The sequence below is a fragment of the Edaphobacter sp. HDX4 genome (assembly GCF_036877565.1).
In the GTDB taxonomy this organism is placed as follows: domain Bacteria; phylum Acidobacteriota; class Terriglobia; order Terriglobales; family Acidobacteriaceae; genus Edaphobacter.
The window spans coordinates 89476-107262 of record NZ_JAEDXW010000014.1; the positions used below are offsets into that span (position 1 = coordinate 89476).

General features: G+C 54.1%; 19 protein-coding genes. 12 read left to right on the forward strand and 7 right to left on the reverse strand.

Annotated features, from left to right (window positions below; genetic code table 11):
* The first annotated feature begins 52 nt into the window (after positions 1-52).
* Positions 53-1615 carry an outer membrane beta-barrel protein gene (locus JAO29_RS14440; RefSeq protein ID WP_334268946.1) on the forward strand — a complete coding sequence of 521 codons (1563 nt, stop codon included), beginning with the start codon at positions 53-55 and terminating at the stop codon, positions 1613-1615.
* A 63-nt stretch (positions 1616-1678) separates the two neighbouring features.
* The gene (locus JAO29_RS14445; protein WP_334268947.1) at positions 1679-2308 is read left to right on the forward strand and encodes an SOS response-associated peptidase family protein; all 630 of its coding nucleotides are present in this window, start codon (positions 1679-1681) and stop codon (positions 2306-2308) included.
* Positions 2309-2403: 95 nt separating this feature from the next.
* Here the strand turns inward: JAO29_RS14445 and JAO29_RS14450 are convergent, their stop codons facing one another.
* Both JAO29_RS14450 and JAO29_RS14455 read right to left on the reverse strand, forming a co-directional pair.
* Positions 2404-2607 (reverse strand): aldo/keto reductase, encoded by a 204-nt coding sequence (locus JAO29_RS14450; RefSeq protein ID WP_334268948.1) that lies wholly within the window; start codon positions 2605-2607, stop codon positions 2404-2406.
* A gap of 9 nt (positions 2608-2616) precedes the next feature.
* On the reverse strand, positions 2617-2859 hold the full coding sequence (locus JAO29_RS14455) for a putative quinol monooxygenase (protein ID WP_334268949.1): 243 nt from the start codon (positions 2857-2859) through the stop codon (positions 2617-2619).
* 730 nt (positions 2860-3589) lie between these two features.
* Between JAO29_RS14455 and parS the strand changes: the two genes are divergently transcribed.
* The 7 genes from parS (at position 3590) to moaA (ending at position 10220) form a co-directional block, all read left to right on the forward strand.
* Positions 3590-4069 carry a type II RES/Xre toxin-antitoxin system antitoxin gene (gene parS / locus JAO29_RS14460; RefSeq protein ID WP_334268950.1) on the forward strand — a complete coding sequence of 160 codons (480 nt, stop codon included), beginning with the start codon at positions 3590-3592 and terminating at the stop codon, positions 4067-4069.
* Positions 4066-4527: an RES family NAD+ phosphorylase gene (locus JAO29_RS14465; RefSeq protein WP_334268951.1), complete on the forward strand. Its 462-nt coding sequence runs from the start codon at positions 4066-4068 to the stop codon at positions 4525-4527. Before parS ends, JAO29_RS14465 begins: the two co-directional genes overlap by 4 nt.
* 636 nt (positions 4528-5163) lie before the next feature.
* Positions 5164-6063: a LysR family transcriptional regulator gene (locus JAO29_RS14470; RefSeq protein WP_334268952.1), complete on the forward strand. Its 900-nt coding sequence runs from the start codon at positions 5164-5166 to the stop codon at positions 6061-6063.
* Between the two features lie 180 nt (positions 6064-6243).
* Complete coding sequence (locus JAO29_RS14475) at positions 6244-7512, forward strand: cupin domain-containing protein (protein ID WP_334268953.1); 1269 nt, start codon at positions 6244-6246, stop codon at positions 7510-7512.
* Between the two features lie 82 nt (positions 7513-7594).
* Complete coding sequence (locus tag JAO29_RS14480) at positions 7595-8431, forward strand: sulfite exporter TauE/SafE family protein (protein WP_334268954.1); 837 nt, start codon at positions 7595-7597, stop codon at positions 8429-8431.
* Complete coding sequence (locus JAO29_RS14485) at positions 8428-8826, forward strand: DUF1634 domain-containing protein (protein ID WP_334268955.1); 399 nt, start codon at positions 8428-8430, stop codon at positions 8824-8826. Before JAO29_RS14480 ends, JAO29_RS14485 begins: the two co-directional genes overlap by 4 nt.
* Positions 8827-9170: 344 nt before the next feature.
* A complete protein-coding gene (gene moaA, locus JAO29_RS14490) occupies positions 9171-10220 on the forward strand; it encodes a GTP 3',8-cyclase MoaA (protein WP_334268956.1) in 1050 nt (349 codons plus the stop codon).
* Between the two features lie 454 nt (positions 10221-10674).
* Here the strand turns inward: moaA and JAO29_RS14495 are convergent, their stop codons facing one another.
* Positions 10675-11382 carry a hypothetical protein gene (locus tag JAO29_RS14495; protein WP_334268957.1) on the reverse strand — a complete coding sequence of 236 codons (708 nt, stop codon included), beginning with the start codon at positions 11380-11382 and terminating at the stop codon, positions 10675-10677.
* Positions 11383-11634: 252 nt separating this feature from the next.
* Between JAO29_RS14495 and JAO29_RS14500 the strand changes: the two genes are divergently transcribed.
* Positions 11635-12582 carry a helix-turn-helix transcriptional regulator gene (locus JAO29_RS14500; protein ID WP_334268958.1) on the forward strand — a complete coding sequence of 316 codons (948 nt, stop codon included), beginning with the start codon at positions 11635-11637 and terminating at the stop codon, positions 12580-12582.
* Here the strand turns inward: JAO29_RS14500 and JAO29_RS14505 are convergent.
* The 4 genes from JAO29_RS14505 to fdhD all read right to left on the reverse strand — a co-directional run bounded on the left by JAO29_RS14505 (position 12521) and on the right by fdhD (position 14923).
* On the reverse strand, positions 12521-12979 hold the full coding sequence (locus JAO29_RS14505; protein WP_334268959.1) for a hypothetical protein: 459 nt from the start codon (positions 12977-12979) through the stop codon (positions 12521-12523). The genes JAO29_RS14500 and JAO29_RS14505 overlap by 62 nt on opposite strands.
* A 24-nt stretch (positions 12980-13003) precedes the next feature.
* Positions 13004-13492, reverse strand: a complete 489-nt coding sequence (locus JAO29_RS14510; protein ID WP_334268960.1) for a hypothetical protein — start codon at positions 13490-13492, stop codon at positions 13004-13006.
* Positions 13493-13628: 136 nt separating this feature from the next.
* Positions 13629-14012, reverse strand: a complete 384-nt coding sequence (locus JAO29_RS14515; RefSeq protein WP_334268961.1) for a DUF7009 family protein — start codon at positions 14010-14012, stop codon at positions 13629-13631.
* Positions 14009-14923, reverse strand: a complete 915-nt coding sequence (gene fdhD / locus JAO29_RS14520) for a formate dehydrogenase accessory sulfurtransferase FdhD (RefSeq protein ID WP_334268962.1) — start codon at positions 14921-14923, stop codon at positions 14009-14011. Before fdhD ends, JAO29_RS14515 begins: the two co-directional genes overlap by 4 nt.
* A gap of 346 nt (positions 14924-15269) precedes the next feature.
* On the opposite strand from fdhD, the gene JAO29_RS14525 reads away from it, so the two are divergent.
* A complete protein-coding gene (locus tag JAO29_RS14525) occupies positions 15270-16616 on the forward strand; it encodes a cytochrome ubiquinol oxidase subunit I (RefSeq protein WP_334268963.1) in 1347 nt (448 codons plus the stop codon).
* The gene (locus JAO29_RS14530; RefSeq protein WP_334268964.1) at positions 16609-17625 is read left to right on the forward strand and encodes a cytochrome d ubiquinol oxidase subunit II; all 1017 of its coding nucleotides are present in this window, start codon (positions 16609-16611) and stop codon (positions 17623-17625) included. The genes JAO29_RS14525 and JAO29_RS14530 overlap by 8 nt, the downstream gene beginning before the upstream one ends.
* The last annotated feature ends 162 nt before the right edge of the window (positions 17626-17787 follow it).

Below are 17787 nucleotides of genomic sequence, written 5' to 3' on the forward strand. Positions count from 1 at the left end.
CAGGCGATGAAATAAGAATGATGCCGCATAGCGGGTCAGAAATGAGAACACCGTGATTGTTAATCGCAAGACAAAAGACCAGACGACTGGCAAAGTAGCAGTCGCTTTTCTGGCAACACTCGCGCTGGTCAGTTCGGCGTTTAGCCAGACGCAGTCGCCCGCGGAGGCCAACATTCCGCAACACACGCAGACGGACGACTTGCAGAAGCGTGTCGATGCACTTCAAAAGGAATTGGACGAGATCAAGAGAGCAAACGCAGTGAACCCTGCGGAACAGCACAACACCACAGCGAAGGCTAGCGCGCCAGCGCATCCTGTCTCCGAGGAGGATCTGTCAATTGCCGACGACCCGCACGCTGAGCCATTCTCCTACGCGGACTTTACCTGGTTGAACGGCAACGCTCGGACCAAGGATACTCCTTACGCCACAAAGTTCTTCACGCCGGAGATTCGATCTGACGTCAACTATACCTACGACTTTCGCCACCCACAGGACGATACGATCTCAGGTTCCAGCGAGGTCTTCCGCGCCGGTGAGGTGCAACTAACGCAATTCGGTGTTGGTGGCGACTTTCACTACGACAATGTACGTGCCCGCTTGATGACCCAATTCGGGCTGTACTCCCAGACCACCCCACGTAACGACGCAAGTCCCACCCGTGGTCAGTGGAATTTGGCGGACGCGTATCGTTACGTTTCGGAAGCCTACGGCGGCTATCACTTCAATGTGCAGCACGGCATCAACGTGGACGCGGGCATCTTTATGTCCTACGTCGGTCTGTTCTCGTACTACCAGTTCGACAACTGGGCCTATCAGCCGTCGTATGTGTCGTCGAACACCCCATGGTTCTTCAATGGTGTCCGCGTCCAGTGGTTTCCGACAGCCAAACTTAAGATCGAGCCTTGGTTCACGAACGGTTGGCAGTCTTATGGGAAGTTCAACAATCGACCAGGCATTGGAGGTCAGATCCTCTACAGACCCAATGGACGTTGGTCGATTCTCGGGAATCAGTACGCACTTGGACGCGATGCTCTTGGGGTAACCGGAAGGACGCGCTATCACACGGATGACAGTGTTGAGTACAAGTACTTCGATCGCCCAGGCACCGGCATCACGAAGGCGGCTTTCACACTCACGGGGGACGCTGGCTGTGAAACCGGCGGAGGTGTGAGCTGTTTTGGCAATGGAAAGAATGGACCGAAGCAGAGCTTCCTTGGCTTTATGCTCTACAACCGTGTCTGGTTTGATAGAGATCGCTACGCCGTCACCGTCGGAGGAGGTCGGATCAACAACCCGGGGCGCTACCTCGTCCTGCTGCCTCCAATCAATGGTGCGACTGCAGCATCTGGTACGCCGTACTTCACAGAGAATCCGGGCGATCAGTTCAAAGCTTGGGACACTTCCGTGACTGCAGACTACATGCCCAGCCAGTACTTCACTTACAGATTGGAGTACAACCATCGTGCGGCGAACGTCCCCTACTTCAGCGGTCCTGGAGGAGTAACACCGCCGGGAGGAAACACGGGCGTGCCAGGATCTACTGTGGCCGGCTGGTCGCCAGATCTGCGGAATAGCGAGAATCGCGTGACGCTCGCGTTCCTTGTAAAGTTCTAATCTCTCTAGCGTCAATGAGGGGATCGCCGCAACGTGCGGTCCCCATTCGTCATGTGGTGCGCCATGTTCGATTTTGAATTGTCTGCCAGCATTGAGCACCTAGCCTGCTGGGCTTCTCTTCCTCCATCTTCGTGTCAAACCGAGGATAAAGTCACACGATACAGTCACCAGCATTACCCCGTTCTACGCCGTAAATCGCCCGTAGGATGTCATGAGTTTGCATGGATGCGTCTGGGCTTTATCCCGTCGTATGCTCACGACGAAAGCGGGTCTTTGGACCGCGAAGAAGCGCATGCGGAAAGCTTGAACTGTGCTTCTTGCTTTCGTAGCGCCTTTCGGCGTCGTCGCTGTCTAATTCCGGCAGATGTGGTTCACATCTGCCCGGAGACGGAGGGTTCAGAAGCCTGCTGTTCACTGGAACTCGATACCGGAGAGATCTTCGGCATCGCCGGGATTTGGGAAACCTGGTGCAACGATCAAGGTCACGCGATCGAGACGTTCGCCGTGATTAGTACACGTGCTGGCACCGTGTTGCCGACCGTCCTGAACCGCATTCCCGTGATTGTTGCGCCCAGCGATCAAGATCGCTGGCTGCACAGTGAACCTTCAGAGCAGGCCCCGTACGACCTGCTGCGCTCTCTGTCCGGAAAGGACTTCGTGGAGTGGAGGCTCATGCCGCACCTGAAGCAGTAGGAAACGATCTTTAGGATTACCGGAACTGGTGTTTGCAGAAGCAATAGATCACGACGATCATCATGCTCTATGTCTCGCAGTGCACGTCCCGTGATCTATTCCGAACTGCAGCCCCAGTGGATGTTTGCGGTCTCGAAGAAGTTGATTCCAGCCTCCAGCGCTTGCCTGAAGAACGGGCGCGATGCTTCTTCATCCAGTGACCATGCCTGCGGGGGGCGCTTCGGATCGCCAAAGCTCATACATCCAAGGCAAAGGCGCGAGAGTTGAAGGCCGGTTCGGCCAAGGCTCACGTATTGCATAGGTCTCCTCTACTTTGCTCCCAGCACCAACGGTTCGGCTTCGATGAGCCGCACGGACTTCACCATAGTCGCAGTCGCACTCCCGTACTTCTTGAAGTGTTCCAATTGGAGATGAGCCTGATAGGCCGCGGGACTGGCGTGGGTCTCGAAGAGACTGATCTGATTGGGCTCACCTTTTACGCTAACCGCATACAGGGTGAGTACGCCAGGTTCTATCCGGATCGAAGTTTCGATTTCTTCTCGGTGAATCAATTTGTAGGCCTCCAGTTCCATTGAGCGCGTTCAAGCCGGAATTCGTCCTTGGGGATGACTTCCATAGGTTGGGCCTGTGATATGCGCAGGCGCAACTCACCCAAGCCACCCATCCACAGCCTTCGGACACCTGTTCGTCTCTGTGACATCAAGGCATAAAGTCAAGAAGGCGATAGCACCCCTTAACAGTTTAGCTATTCTGAATGAATGGCTCGGCAGATCATTTTGTCCCGCTCTGCTAGCTAAGCCGAGCGAAGGTTGTGCGTGCATGCGCCGCACCAGCGGAAGGCATCAGAAGAAGTATGAGATCTCGGAAGCATGCCCAAACGAGGCCTTCCCCAGTTCCGCTAGCAATGCTTGTGATTGATGCGCTGACCACGTTTCATTTTCCGGACGGTGACGCGATTCTCCAACAGGCACTCACGGGGCTGACTTCGAACAGTTGCATCACCGCAGCGGCGCAGGATGCAAACATGCGCGGATTCGATTTTTATATCCCTCCGGATTGTATAGAAATGTGCGATTTTGTAAGTTGCTGACTCTTAAAAGGGAATGAAGTGCATCAAAAGAAATGCCTTGCCGGGTTGATCGTACACGGCACTATTTCTCGGGCTTGGCACTCAGCGAAGGAACGGAAAGCCGAGGCAGCGGGAATTGGGACTCATAGCAAGTACTCGGGAATTTTGGGGCAAATGCCGATATAATGTGAGCATGTTGCGCGGAGGTGGTTGTGGCCAAGGCTACTGTTCCAGTCGAAACTCCCGAGCCCGTCAGTCCCCAGCGGCGTGAACCGGCTGTGTTTTACCGCCGAATCCAACGCAAGCTCGGGGCCAAGGACTTGCGATCAGATGAGGATATCGCCCGTCTGGTCGAAGAACGGCTTCCTCTCAGTTCCGTCGAATCACTGACCTCGACAGGTCTCAGCGACGACGAGATCTATAGATATGTTGTGCCGCGGCGGACGCTGGTCCATCGGCGATCGAAACGCGAGCCCCTGACACATGAGGAATCAGACCGCGCTGTGCGGATTGCGCGCATCGCCTCCTTGGCGGAAGAGATCTTCGGAGAGGATGCCAAAGCCGCCCGTTGGCTGCGCAAGCCGAAGAGCCGGTTTGAGGGACGGACCCCAATGGAAGTGCTTCGTACGGAAGCGGGCGCAAGGCTCGTTGAGGAGATGCTTCTCCAACTGGATCACGGCATCTTTGCATGACGGGTGGGATAACCCTCTGGAGGGTTAGCAACTACGCCTCCCTAGAGGGGATTGGCGGACTGTATGTCTCAGGAAGATGGCATACAAAAGGGCACCCGATCGTCTACTGCAGCGAAGACCCCTCCACGGCTCTTCTCGAGACCCTCGTTCATCTGGAAATCGACGTCGAAGACCGGCCCGAAACCTTCCAGGTTCTGAAGATCGAATCTGCTCAACAAGTTTCTCTTGAGCAGATCGATATCGAGATACTCGGCGATGCGTGGCGGAGTGACCTAGCCCGCACCCGGAACGCCGGTGACGAATGGTTGCGATCGAACAGAACTCTTCTTTTGGAAGTGCCCAGCGTTCTGGTTCCTGAACGTCGCAACTATTTGATCAACCCTATTCATCCAGAGATGAATAGGTTGCGAATTACCGCTCGGTATTCCCACCCATTCGATCAACGATTGCTCCGCTAGGAGCGGTCGTCATGCGTAAGACGCATCACGCGGATCTGCAATCTCATTGGACGGCAGCAAGGCAAAGCACCTAAGTTCGGGACACATCACGACTGAACAGTCGTTGGAGGTGCCAATGCTTCACCCAAGATGTCCTGCCCACGCCACCGAGGAAAAGTACTCCCCGGTTCACCTGTACTCTCCGCTCAAAACTAAGATTCGCCATTTGCAGCAAAGGCCTTCTCGCCTAGTGAGGCTGCTTGCTCCTACACAGGTTGCGTTCTCATTTGTTGACGTCTACCATGCGCAGGGAACGATGGACTTCTCCGGGGCTCAGACCCTTGATAGGGACGTTCAGGACCCACCCGCGTTAGATCGCTTCGGAGCGGATACATGAGGGATGGGTTCGAGCGAGTAACTTCAACCCTTGCAGTCTTCAATAGTTGGACAATATATAGTTAAGCCCATAAGGCTGGGCCGCTTTCTTGACAGGGAACTGGCTGAGGGGCGGAGAAGCGCAAGCAGCAGCCTAACCGGACTCGAACTGCCGGAACATCCCCGCCAGCCCGACGCCGGCTAGAAGTCCCCTCATGCAGAAGTGTCAATAAAGAGCCGGCACCCACGCCATTGCTACGATAGGGATCAGAACTCGAGGCGATGAGCGACGTGGAATTAAAGCATCTGACATCTTTTGTTGCTGTGGCCTCCAAACTGAGTTTCGTGCGGGCTGCGAACCAACTCCATCTCTCCCAGCCTGCATTGACGGGCCAGATTCAGAAACTAGAAGAAGAACTTGGAGTTCAGTTGTTTGAGCGAAACCGCCGAATGGTGAAACTCACAGACGCCGGAAAGATATTTCTGGAAGATGCCAACTCGATTCTTGCCCGTACGCGGAAAGCTGCGGAGCGCGTTCAGAGAGCGGCAAGAGGCGAGATCGGTCGGCTGAGGATAGGCTTCGTTTCTTCGGCCGCGCTTGCAATCGTTCCAAACATCGTTATCGAGTACAGGAGACAGAGTCCCGGAGTCAGTCTCGATCTGATCAATCTTAGAACAGTGAGTCAGGTGAAAGGCCTCCTTGGAAAGACCATTGACATCGGATTTATTCGCTTGCCATTATCGAACGATCAATTGGATATTACCGTGATCCATCGCGAGGAATTCGTAGTCATCTTGCCGAAAGAACACCGATACGCAAACGTCAAGACACTTCGGATAGCGCAGCTGCGAGACGAACTATTCGTTGCATACGGTCGCCGTTGGGCACCAGGATTCTTTGATTCGGTAGTCCAGATGTGCACTCGCGAAGGATTCAGTCCGAACATCATTCAGGAGACAGGTGAAATGTATACTGCGATCGCTCTCGTTGCGGCAGGAGGAGGAATAGCGATACTGCCGCGATCGGTCGTGCTGGCTCAACCAAATAGTGTCGTAATCAAGCCACTGCCGAAATCAGCTGGCCATTCTGAAATTGCAATCGCCACCAGAGCCGGGGATGACTCATCTCTCGTTCAGTCGTTCGTCTTGCTTGCTCGGAGTATCTGCAAGGCCAGTTATTAGGGTCCGAGAACCTACCTCTATCATTCTTCGCATTTCGTGACAGACCTGTAATCGGCCCAATCAATTACTGAATACGAATAATACGATTGGACTTATCACATTCTGCTCTCTCTAATGGATAGTGAAAGTGCGACGGCCTCAGAAGCATCTCGGCGCACAAGAACGAGCGGGAGAAAGCAAGTGTGCGATCAGAATGAAGACAAGCCGTTTTCCGATGGAGTATCGAGACGGAGCTTTTTGGGTGTCGGTTCAGCAGCGTTGGCGACGGTTGCAATTTCAGGTTTGACAGCCAATGCGCAGCTTCACGAGGATATCGCCAAAGCGGAGAATGACCACTCCTTAAGCGATCCTGGGCCCGAGAACAAACTACTGTTCGGCTTGAACCCTCACACCAATACTCCTCCACCTACCGATCACGGGGATATTGGACCGATCTGGTTCTCGTTTGACCTCGCACGTAAACGTGTCGAAGAGGGTGGATGGACACACCAGGTTACTCAGCGGGAGCTTGGAACTTCCAAGGATATTGCCGGTGTGAACATGCGTTTGACGGCCGGCAGTTTTCGCGAGTTGCACTGGCACACCGCCGACGAGTGGGCTTTCATCGAGTATGGCAGCGCTCGCATCACCGTCATGAATCCTGACGGAACTATGTTTATCGACGATGTCAGCGAAGGAGACCTGTGGTTCTTCCCAGCAGGGTTCCCGCATTCAATTCAGGGTCTTGGTCCGGACGGTTGCCAATTCCTTCTCGTATTCGATGAAGGCGGCTTCTCTGAAGACGGGACGTTTCTGCTCTCGGAGTTTGTAGCCCATGTTCCTCCTGAAATTCTAAAGAAAAACTCGCATCTGTCATCTGCCGATATTGCGAAGCTGCCAAAAGAGCATCTGTATATCTTTCCGTCGAAACTGCCAAGATCTTTGGCCGCGGACAGAGCTGCGATTGGAGGAAGCAGGGTCGCGTCGGCTCAGCAGTACACGTTCAGGATGGGATCCATGAAGCCGCAAGTGCAGAGCGATGGCGGCGAAGTACGTATAGTGGACTCGACCAACTTCCCTGTTAGCACCAGCATCGCTGCGGCCCTGGTCAAGATCAAGCCCGGCGGTATGCGCGAATTGCACTGGCACCCTAATGCTTCGGAATGGCAGTTCTGGATTACTGGCAAGGGCCGAATGACGATCGTCATGCCGGAAGGCAGGGCCCGCACTATGGATTTCAATGCCAATGATGTCGGCTTTGTTCCAGCTGTCGCCGGACACTATATAGAGAACACAGGAGATACCGATCTCATCTTCTTGGAGATGTTCAAGTCATCGCACTTTGTGGACTTCTCCTTGAATAACTGGATTCGGCGCATGCCGCCAGAGATGGCGACCGCTCACCTGAATCTCGATGAATCCGGACTGAAGAAGATTCCTAGCGAGAAACAGCCCATCATCGCCGGTTGATTGGAATTAGATGCCAACCGATATGGACGCCAGGAGGTTGGCGTTTATCGAATCAAGCTTGCGGTGATCGGAAAGCCACTCAATGACTGCGCATGAATTCACACTAATCGTTTTTGTTATCTCGATATCGGCTGGCCTTCTGGGCGCGTTAACCGGCCTCGGCGGAGGTATCGTAGTTACTCCCGCCCTCACCCTCCTGCTTGGTGTGGACATTCGCTATGCAATCGGAGCGAGCTTAGTTTCGGTCGTGGCCACGTCCTCTGGAGCCGCGGCGGCATATGTCCGTGACGGTCTCTCCAATATTCGAATTGGAATGTTTCTCGAGATGGCGACGACCGTTGGAGCGATCTGTGGGGCATATCTTGCCAGCAAGCTGCCTACTAATGCGCTGGCAATCCTCTTTGGACTGGTACTCCTCCATTCCGCCTGGCAAGTCGTGCAGGCGAAACGACAACAGAACAGAGAGCAACAGCACGATCCCCTCGCCAATAAACTTCAACTGGGCGGTGTGTTTCGCTCGGCGGAAGGGGCGATCGACTACCGAGTATCACGCGCCAAGTCGGGCTTCGGCCTGATGTATGTGGCGGGTGTAGTTTCCGGCATGCTGGGCATTGGGTCGGGAGCCCTGAAAGTAATTGCGATGGACAGCATCATGGGGATCCCGTTCAAAGTATCCACGGCGACCAGCAGTTTCATGATCGGGGTAACCGGGGTTGCCAGTGCCGCGATCTATCTCAAGCGGGGATATATCCATCCGGTCATCGCGCTTCCCGTTATGCTTGGCGTTCTTGTAGGTTCCACTCTCGGAGCGAAGCTTCTGCCCCACTTGCCGGTGAAGACCTTACGTCGGATCTTCGCGATTGCAGTGGCTTTCATCGCGATCCAGATGATCACGCACGGTGTACGAGGGCGCATATGACCAACATCGGAATGACGGGCACGAAGTTGCAGCGGATTATCGGATTGACGCTTCGCAGCGGTGTGATAGCAGCGAGCGCTACTGGAATCCTCGGCGGCGTACTCTTCCTTGCGACGCATGGCGGACAGCTTGTTTCATTTCACGTTTTTGAGGGAACCCAGTCGCCTTATTCCTCCCCGGCTAAGATTGTTCAGGCGGCGTTGAAATCGCACAGTGGCGATCGACCATTGCGCGGACTTGCGATCGCGCAGCTAGGCATAATGATGCTCCTGCTCACACCGATCATCAGAGTAGCTTTCTCGATCGTCGGTTTTGCGATTGAGCGCGATCGTATCTATGTCGTAATCACGTCCATCGTGCTTGCGACACTCATAGCAAGTCTGTTGTTGCGTTGAAGTACGGGCGGACTCTGCGGGTGCAGAACAAGCGCACAAATTGAGCCGGTCGATGAACGAGAGAAAAGTCACCATGTTCAAAAATCTGTTAGTCCGAGCCGCCGTATCGTCGTTCTCGGAGTTGCTCTGTTTTTCTTGGGTGGGAAGAAGATCCCGGAATTGGGAAAGGCCTAGGAGAAGGTCTTCGAGGGTTTCGCGATGGGAATTAAGGGTATTGCAGACAATCAGTCACCGACGGACAAGATCTAGCGTAGAGATCCATCCAGCTTGCGGAAAATGTTTGACCATAGACGACTCTGCTTTCAGCGCCTATGGGTTCGTAGAAGCATCTGAGGTGTAGGCATATGGAACACTCTTCATTTACGAGTGCTGCAGTTCTTGAAGACGGTCCCGACGCTTTGTCACGTCTGCAGGACCGGCACGGACGACTCATTACAGACCTGCGCGTTTCGATCACCGATCGTTGCAACTATCGGTGCGTCTATTGCAGAACTGGAAATGTTGGTGCCCAATATGCTGAACTTCCGATTGCGGCGTACGTGCGGATGGTGAGGGCATTCGTAGATCTTGGAATTGAGAAAGTGCGGCTCACAGGAGGTGAACCCCTTCTCCGAAGGGGGTTGACGGACCTAATAAGTGAGCTGGCAAGTATGCGGACGATCAACCGGAGCCCGTTGGATCTGGCAATAACGACGAACGGACATCTACTTGAAGATCAGGCGTGGCGACTTCGTGATGCGGGTCTGAATCGCATTACCGTGAGCATGGATGCGGTGGATGCCGAGACTGCGGCGCGCATCACGCGTGTTCCGGGCAGTTTCGATCATGTGCTCAAGGGTATTCAGGCAGCACAACGCGCCGGCCTCGAACCGGTGAAGGTGAACTGCGTACTCTTACGTGGTTTCAACGACGACCAGATAGTTCCGTTCGCACGATTTTCTCGAGAACGTGGTGTCGTTGTTCGATTCATCGAGTTCATGCCACTTGACGAAGACCGCTCGTGGACGCTCGATTCTGTCGTTTCATATTCGGAGGTCAAAACCCGACTTGAGAGCCTAAGGCCACTGGTGAAACTGGACCCTACCACGTCGGGTGAAACAGCGGTTCGCTACACCTTCGATGACGGTATTGGTGAGATCGGGATTATCGCGCCAGTGTCGCGAGCCTTCTGTGGGGAGTGTAGCCGGATACGAGTGACGTCCGATGGAAAGATCCGGACTTGCCTCTTCTCGCAATCTGAGCATGACCTCTATGCAATCCTTCAACGTGGCGGTACCGACAACGACCTGGCCAGTTTCATCCGGCGCACGGTAATTATGAAGGAAGCGAGGCACCACATTGGCGAACCCGGCTTTCTTAAACCGTCGCGCAGCATGGTGCATATCGGAGGCTAACACCCAGTTCACCACTTGCGCGTCTTGAGCCTAAACTGCAAATCCACTTCATCGGTGTTCAAAGTCTGCCGGACAGTACCGCACGCTTTTGCGTGAAGGCCCTGGCATCTTACCGATTTCGATATCGAGTCTCAAGCTGTGCCTTGGTTATAGACCCCTAAGGGCTCGGTCATACCTTCGGGCGACGAGATGCAGCAGTCACGCTTGGATTTGTGACCAATTACCGAGATCGGTCCATTGGTATCCACGATAAAGCGTGCCCGATGCTCTGCTGTTTTTGTTAGAGATGGCCGTCGGGCAATCTAGCACATTGCAGCTCTATAGCATTTGCTTCTTCACTTTCAGAGCTAGCCGAGAGAGCGTGGCGTGACACCCAAAGACTCGCAAATGTCGCTGACGATATGCCTGCAGTTGCGAACCTTTGGATTGTTGTTCAGGAGCTATTTCGGGGTGGTTAGTTGTAGTTCACCTCTGTCTGCTCCGCGGAAGGCCGACGAACCATTGTTATTCCTTCGCTGGAAAGCAGGAAGACGGTTCCTGTTTGGTTGTTCGAGATATGCTGCTTTACTCCATGCACGGTGGTCAATAAGATCGGGTTCGACAGGTCGCTCGTATCTAGGACCGCATAGTCTTCCGGCATAGGTGTAGACTGTTGCGGTGCGTAGGAGGCAAACTTGAAGAGCAATTCAGATTGGCCAATCACCTCGATATTCTCGGGGCTTCCTGAGTACGCGTTTGTTGGCAGCAGAGCGATCGTGGGATGGTTGATCTTACGGACATTCAGAAGCGCATAGTTATTAGCTTCGCCGCGGTAGCGTATGAGTATAGAGTCGGCATTCAGGTTCTGCACAACGTCGAAAGGCCCTGACTCCGAGAGGGCCATTGTTGCAATTGGTCGGACGGTCGCCGGGTCAGTCACATCGAGAGCTATCAGATTCTTTCCTCCGATACCTTCCACATAGAGGATCGTCCGGCCATCACCAGTCTCATGCAGGAGCAGGGCCTCGCCGTCCTTTTGTGCGAGTTCCGGGAGCTTGGAAGGCTCTACAACAACGAGACAAGTCGAGTGACCTTTGCCCGACGATTTGTTAGAAGCAGCATTGGCCTGTAGTTCGCCTGCGAAGACTGCCACGAGGATTAGTGAGCAGACGGCGGTTTTCATTGTTTTATCCTTTCGGGTTCATTGCAGTGGGATTCTCGAGTCCCGCCGCAATATGTGAATGTGCAGTTGATTAGCGCTTAGTCCCGAGATAGGACTGGAGTTTCCGCTTGCGGGAGTGGCCCGCTCGATTTCAACTGCTAGTCTGTTCCAATGAGCCACCGGCCGTATTTGCAGTTCTTCGTCTCATTTAGGAATCTTTAGAATGGAATGATCGGGGGTCGCTACGCTATGGAGCAGCCAGTTGAAAAACGCATGATTCTGGTCGGAGCGGAGGATCCGCTTCCATCGAACCACTTCTGGTTCGATGGAGAGGGATTCAGTATTTACACCGCGAAGCAGCCGCGAAGCACATGGAGTGAGCATGTGCATGATTGCGTGCAAATCACCGTTGGATTGGAACCAGCGCATATCCATGCGGAATGGCGGGCGGGAGGAAAGCTCAGGCAACACAAAGAGTTCATTGGAAATGCGGTGTCGGTGATTCCCGCCGGTGAACCCCATCGAACGCTTTGGCAGAGACGCGCAGATCTCATCCATATCTACCTCGGTCGGGAGCTACTGTGTGACTATTCACGACAAGTGCTTCACCAGGATTCATTCGAGCTCTCCCCCAACTATCTGGTTCGTGATTTATTGATCGAGGAATTGGCCCGCGCCCTCTATCTTGAGTGCGAGACGAACACCTTAAATGATGTCTTCGCGAAGTCCGTGATCGCCGTCTTGTCTGTCCATTTGCTCAGATCGTACGGCATTCGTCCCGACAGTATCGGCTATTTCCAGGGGGGATTGGGCCCTGCCAGGGAACGTCGCATTCGCGAGTACATTGAGAAGGACCTTGAACGCGATCTGTCGATACAAGCGCTGGCACTGGTAGTAGGGCTGAGCCCACAGCACTTTGCAGTGCTGTTTCGAGACTCGACAGGATTTACACCCCATCAGTACGTTAACCATCGTCGCGTCGAACGGGCTCAGCGTCTGTTGGCGGACCGAGCGATGTCTTTGGTTGAGATCTCTATGGCCTGCGGATTTTCGAGCCAAAGCCAGTTCATAACGCTCTTTCGCAGGTTGGTGGGAATGACCCCCGGAAAGTTTCGCTCAGAGTTACCTTGTATCGACAACAAGCCGGCCATCAGCACCATCAATGATCGGTTGCGGACATCTCGAGCGCCTCTGATGCCCGGAGGTACGAGTGATAGTTAAATACGAATAGCGTCAGGATTCCGAAGACCATGGAGAGTAACGCTAGTGCTGCGCCGTATGGACGGCCTTCCGTAAGCGAGAAGCGAATGAGAATGATAGATACAACGAATGCAGCGTTGCGGAAGACCATCTCATACCGGCCCGATATGACGAGCGACAAAATGAGGATCACAACATCTGTGAAAATCATCACGGTGAAGAGATCGTTGTAGAAGAAGCGCGATGACATGAGATCCCTGCAATCACCCGTATGCGCCGCATTCCAACCGGCGGCTGTGAACCGCATGAGATGGTACGCTGCCAGCGAGAGTAGGAGGAAGGTCAGCCCCAACGCAACGCCCTTCTTCTGCCCCCTGAACCTTTCTCTCCCTTTCGTTAGTTCGGGCGTTCGGGGCATGCGGGCCTGCCGAGACGCCACGTGCTAAAAAACTGTAACCATTAAAAACATCAGCAAACCGCCCCCCATGTCAAACATCAGCGGTATCGCTTGATGTGGGTGCTCTTGTAGCCAATTGGGTTCGGCCGCATTCGAGAAATCTTTGAAGACGTCCCGGATGAAGACGAGGGACACGATCTCAAACTGATTTCCGATTGAGCGTGTGGTTGAAGCGGGAAGGGCCGCAATCAACGTCAATACTTCATAGAACAGAATGAAATTGAACGGTGTTGTAATCACCGACAGATAGTTGGTTCCTACCGCTGCCAGTAACGGCGGCGGGTGCGGTAGAGCTCGCGCGAAAAACACAAGAAGTAGATGAACTGCAAAGCCTGCAATACTGAGCTTTACAACCAACCATTTCAGTAGCTCCTTATTCTCTTCCGAGAACATGTGGTCATGCACCTGAACCAGGTTCGTCCACGATAGGGTAGCGACCCGAGCGTAATGCATGTTCGGATAAGCATGCTTCATCGCACGTCCCACTTCCTCGTTCCGACCTCGGGAGCAGCCCTCCCCGGCTTTCAGAGACTATCGTCGCTAACATGCCGGGAATATCTGGTTGTTTAAGAATGGGGTGGCCATGACGCTACCGTTGCCGCCGACGGAATCAGCAGACCGCTTCCGAATGAGGATTCGCGAAGGTGTCGGTGTTGTCCTCGTCGCTGCGGTCGAGGCAGGCGAAGTCCTTCTCGACAATTATTTCGAGTGAGCACCCACCACCAATTTCGACTGAGGTATAGACCCCGACCTCGGTCTCTTCTCCCCAGACACTGGCCTGTACTTCGGAAAGCTGGATCGTGACGCTTTGGGCTTCATATCGAACCTTCACGGGTACTGGCAGTGAAGCACACTCGAGGGCATAGGTCAGACGAGCACCTGGCGTTGTGGCGAAGTGGACCGTGTCCTCAACGCGCTCACCTCGCAGAAAGCTAGCCAATTCCGACCGCGATACCCGAAGGCGCAGAGAGTTGCCCTTGATTCGTAATTTCATAGAGGTCCTTCCTCATTAGATGAATGAAATCCAGAGATGTGTTCTGCTCCGTGATAAACGTTGAAGTGGTCATCCCTCAGGAACCCAACCAGGGCGATGTCAAACCGTTTCGCGACGTGAACTGCAAGGCTGGACGGGGCACCGACTGCGGCTACCATGGATACGCCACCCATTAGTGCTTTCTGCAACAGTTCGAAGCTGGCGCGCCCGGAGAGGAGCAGCAGAGTGTTGCGAAGCGGAACGCGCTCTATGAGGAACTCAGCGCCCATTAGCTTGTCTACCGCGTTGTGGCGCCCGACGTCCTCGTGCATCGTAATGAGCTGGCCTGCCTCATTGAATAACCCGACTCCATGTAGGCCGCCCGTGCTACTGAAGAGTGCTTGCGACTCGCGCAGACGAAGAGGTAACTCGTACAGAACCGGGGCGCTGATGGAGAACTCATTTCGAGCGCGCGGAGGGCACACGCTTTGCAGTGCAAGCAGAGATGCCTTTCCGCATATGCCACAACTGGAGGTTGTGTAGAAATTGCGTTCGAGGTGCGCAAGACTTACCGCTACATCTGATTCCAGCTCGACCCTGACTATGTTCCTTCTCGGCTGATAAGGGAGAAGGTTCGCATCATTGACTTGCTCCTCAGCGATTTCCTGCGTTCCCTCCGGCGCATAGCCCAGTTGTTGAATCTCCGCCGCATCACGAATGACACCTTCAGTCATCAGAAATCCTGCTGCAAGTTCGAAGTCGTAGCCCGGGGTACGCATTGTCACTGAGATAGATTTGATCTTCCGAGCAGTGGATGGTCCATAGCCAAGCTGGATTTCCAAAGGTTCTTCGACCGCAAGCGTGTCGGTCGCCGTGTAGGAAGAGTGGCCACGCACTTTCTCGATGGATATCTCGGATACGGACCTGCTCATAAAACGCTCCCGTTTGCCTCTTGGACTTCCAACCCAATTTGGGCTGGCAACTCTCCAGGCAGGATTCATCGACACGGCTCTAGGTCGCTGACCTTGGTGCCTCTTCGGTGCCTGGCGAGTCTTGAATATAGCTCAAGCGAATCGTGGGATTACTACAAGAATGGTCTGCGATCGCAAGGCGACCATAAGAATTCGAAACTATCAGGGTGAATCGAGAAGTTTCGATCGTTCAAACCGGTGAGACTAGGCCTAGCCAGATTGTGCTGCTATGCGGGCGGCCCATTTGTGTCCCTCGTGAAGCCGCCTGTGACGCTTGAGCTTATGCCGAAGGAAGACGGTGATACCGATGAGCGATATTTTTGCAGCTCGTACACAAATGGCCATATCCCTGGCCTTTCATATCATTTTCGCCGTGATTGGTGTCGCATTGCCGCCCATGATGGTGCTCGCGGAGGCCATGTGGCTTCGCACCAAAGATCCTGTTTACCTCTGTCTTGCCAAACGCTGGGCCAAGGGCACTGCTATCCTGTTCGCGATCGGCGCGGTGTCTGGAACGGTTCTGTCATTTGAGATGGGGCTTCTGTGGCCTAGATTCATGGGCCTGGCGGGGGCTGCGATTGGAATGCCGTTTTCTCTTGAAGGCTTTGCGTTCTTTACCGAAGCGATCTTTTTGGGGATCTACCTCTACGGCTGGCGAAGGGCTTCACCGGCAGCGCACCTATTCTCGGGCATCGTAGTTGCAGTAAGCGGACTGGCCTCCGCCTTCTTCGTATGCCTTGTAAATGGCTGGATGAATACGCCAACGGGCTTTCGGTTGTTGAACGGTCAGTTCGTCGATATCAACGTCTGGAAGGCTCTCAGAAATCCTGCGGGCACGCCTGAGGCAATCCACATGATCCTGGCTTCCTATTGCGCTGCTGGCTTTGCTACGGCTGGAATCCACGCGCTGCTTGCGCTCCGAAGCAAACCAAACCAGTTCCACCGTCGCGCCATCGCCATTGCACTTGCGCTCGGTGGCTCGGCAGCTGTTTTCCAGGCTGTCAGCGGTGATGCCCTGGCCCGTGTAACCGCAGTCAATCAGCCGACCAAGCTCGCAGCAATGGAAGGTGACTTCGAAACGAGGGGCGGTGCTCCTCTTCGTATTGGGGGGATCCCAGATGTTCAGACGAGACAGACCAAGGGCGCGATTGAGATCCCGTATGGACTAAGCATCCTTGCTTTTCATTCGCCGAAAGCTGTCGTCGCCGGCTTGGATCAAACCCCTCGTAGCGATTGGCCGAACGTTCTGGTTGTTCATGTTGCCTTTCAGATTATGGTCGCTATTGGATCGCTGCTCGCCCTGATAGGTCTCGTTTCTGGATGGCTGGTGTGGAAGAGGCGCACTGCTTTCACGCAAAGTCGAGTCTTTCTCAAAGTCCTTGTGTTGTGTAGCCCACTGGGGTTTATTGCACTTGAAGCGGGATGGGTTGTGACTGAGGCCGGACGACAACCCTGGATCATTTATCACATCATGAAGACCAGCGATGCCGTGACTACGATGCCGGGATTGCCCGTAACACTGATCCTATTCACTTGCCTGTATTTGATATTGTCCGCAGTTGTGATCTGGCTGATGTCGCGTCATGTGATTGCGACGCCCAAGGACGAAGAAATCCAAGCGCTTGCGGTTGGTAAAGGAATCGTACATGCATAATCCCGCAGTATTGCTCACTCTTATTCTCATGGTATCGCTAACGTTTTATGCGCTCTTCGGGGGTGCTGACTACGGTGGCGGAGTATGGGATTTATTGGCCCGGGGACCGCGCCAGCAGCAACAGCGAGAGCTGATTGCGAATGCCATCGCGCCGGTTTGGGAGGCCAATCACGTCTGGCTAATCCTGGTCATCGTGTTGCTGTTTGCCGGATTTCCGCCTGCATTTGCTGCAGTCTCAACAGCGCTGCATATACCATTGACAGCGATCATTATCGGCATCGTGATGAGGGGATCCTCTTTCGTTTTTCGGGCTTATCACACCGCGGACTATCGCACTCAGAAGCGTTGGGGGATGATCTTCGCAGTAGCCAGCACGATCACACCCATCTGCCTCGGAGTAATTGTTGGGGCAATCTCGTCTGGAAACATCGTAGTCAAGCAAGGCATCTCCGAGAATGGCTTCCTAACTCCATGGCTCGGTTTGTTCCCTTTGATGGTAGGTGTCTTTTCCCTTTCATTGTTTGTCTTCCTTGCTGCTGTGTATCTGACCGTTGAATCGACCGATGTACAGCTGCAGGAGGACTTCAGAAGGAGGGCTCTGGTCTCCGGCTTGCTCGTCGCACTGATGGCGCTCGCAACGTTTGTTTCCGCCCGAACCGGTGCGCCTGACATCTACAGTGGGCTCTTGAAGCCATCAATCGTCTGGATTGTTCAGGGCGCCACCGCTGTATTCGCCTGCACGGCATTCCTCTGCCTGCTGGCACGGAAGTATAAGATCGCCCGAGTAGCAGCGATGCTCCAGATCACCTTCATTCTCTGGGGATGGGGAATGTCTCAGGCCCCGTATCTCCTCCAGGGCGACATGACAGTCAATGATGCGGCGGCGTCCCCGGCGGTTCTGTGGACACTGATCGCGGCAGTAGGCTCTGGCCTCGTACTTCTCGTCCCATCCCTCTTGTATTTGCTTCGATTGTTCAAGATGGGTAACGAGCATCTTCCGTTGCACTGATCCTTGTTGCAAGCGTGTAGTAAATACCTGACGCTTCTGCTTGGCTGCACCACTAAGGAAGCGGATGGGTATGATCCCATCATCTATATTCTGAGCCGCTTTTGCTCGCAGGTGAGCGGTCGACTCGCGATGGGCACCGACAAGGCCTTTCTTCACATCGGG

Coding starts and splice junctions, on each gene's coding strand:
- JAO29_RS14445 (WP_334268947.1), top strand. CDS start 1,679: ATGTTCGATTTTGAATTGTCTGCCAGCATTGAGCACCTAGCCTGCTGG.
- JAO29_RS14450 (WP_334268948.1), bottom strand. CDS start 2,607: ATGCAATACGTGAGCCTTGGCCGAACCGGCCTTCAACTCTCGCGCCTT.
- JAO29_RS14465 (WP_334268951.1), top strand. CDS start 4,066: ATGACGGGTGGGATAACCCTCTGGAGGGTTAGCAACTACGCCTCCCTA.
- JAO29_RS14470 (WP_334268952.1), top strand. CDS start 5,164: ATGAGCGACGTGGAATTAAAGCATCTGACATCTTTTGTTGCTGTGGCC.
- JAO29_RS14480 (WP_334268954.1), top strand. CDS start 7,595: ATGACTGCGCATGAATTCACACTAATCGTTTTTGTTATCTCGATATCG.
- JAO29_RS14485 (WP_334268955.1), top strand. CDS start 8,428: ATGACCAACATCGGAATGACGGGCACGAAGTTGCAGCGGATTATCGGA.
- moaA (WP_334268956.1), top strand. CDS start 9,171: ATGGAACACTCTTCATTTACGAGTGCTGCAGTTCTTGAAGACGGTCCC.
- JAO29_RS14495 (WP_334268957.1), bottom strand. CDS start 11,382: ATGAAAACCGCCGTCTGCTCACTAATCCTCGTGGCAGTCTTCGCAGGC.
- JAO29_RS14500 (WP_334268958.1), top strand. CDS start 11,635: ATGATTCTGGTCGGAGCGGAGGATCCGCTTCCATCGAACCACTTCTGG.
- JAO29_RS14505 (WP_334268959.1), bottom strand. CDS start 12,979: ATGCCCCGAACGCCCGAACTAACGAAAGGGAGAGAAAGGTTCAGGGGG.
- JAO29_RS14510 (WP_334268960.1), bottom strand. CDS start 13,492: ATGAAGCATGCTTATCCGAACATGCATTACGCTCGGGTCGCTACCCTA.
- JAO29_RS14515 (WP_334268961.1), bottom strand. CDS start 14,012: ATGAAATTACGAATCAAGGGCAACTCTCTGCGCCTTCGGGTATCGCGG.
- fdhD (WP_334268962.1), bottom strand. CDS start 14,923: ATGAGCAGGTCCGTATCCGAGATATCCATCGAGAAAGTGCGTGGCCAC.
- JAO29_RS14525 (WP_334268963.1), top strand. CDS start 15,270: ATGAGCGATATTTTTGCAGCTCGTACACAAATGGCCATATCCCTGGCC.
- JAO29_RS14530 (WP_334268964.1), top strand. CDS start 16,609: ATGCATAATCCCGCAGTATTGCTCACTCTTATTCTCATGGTATCGCTA.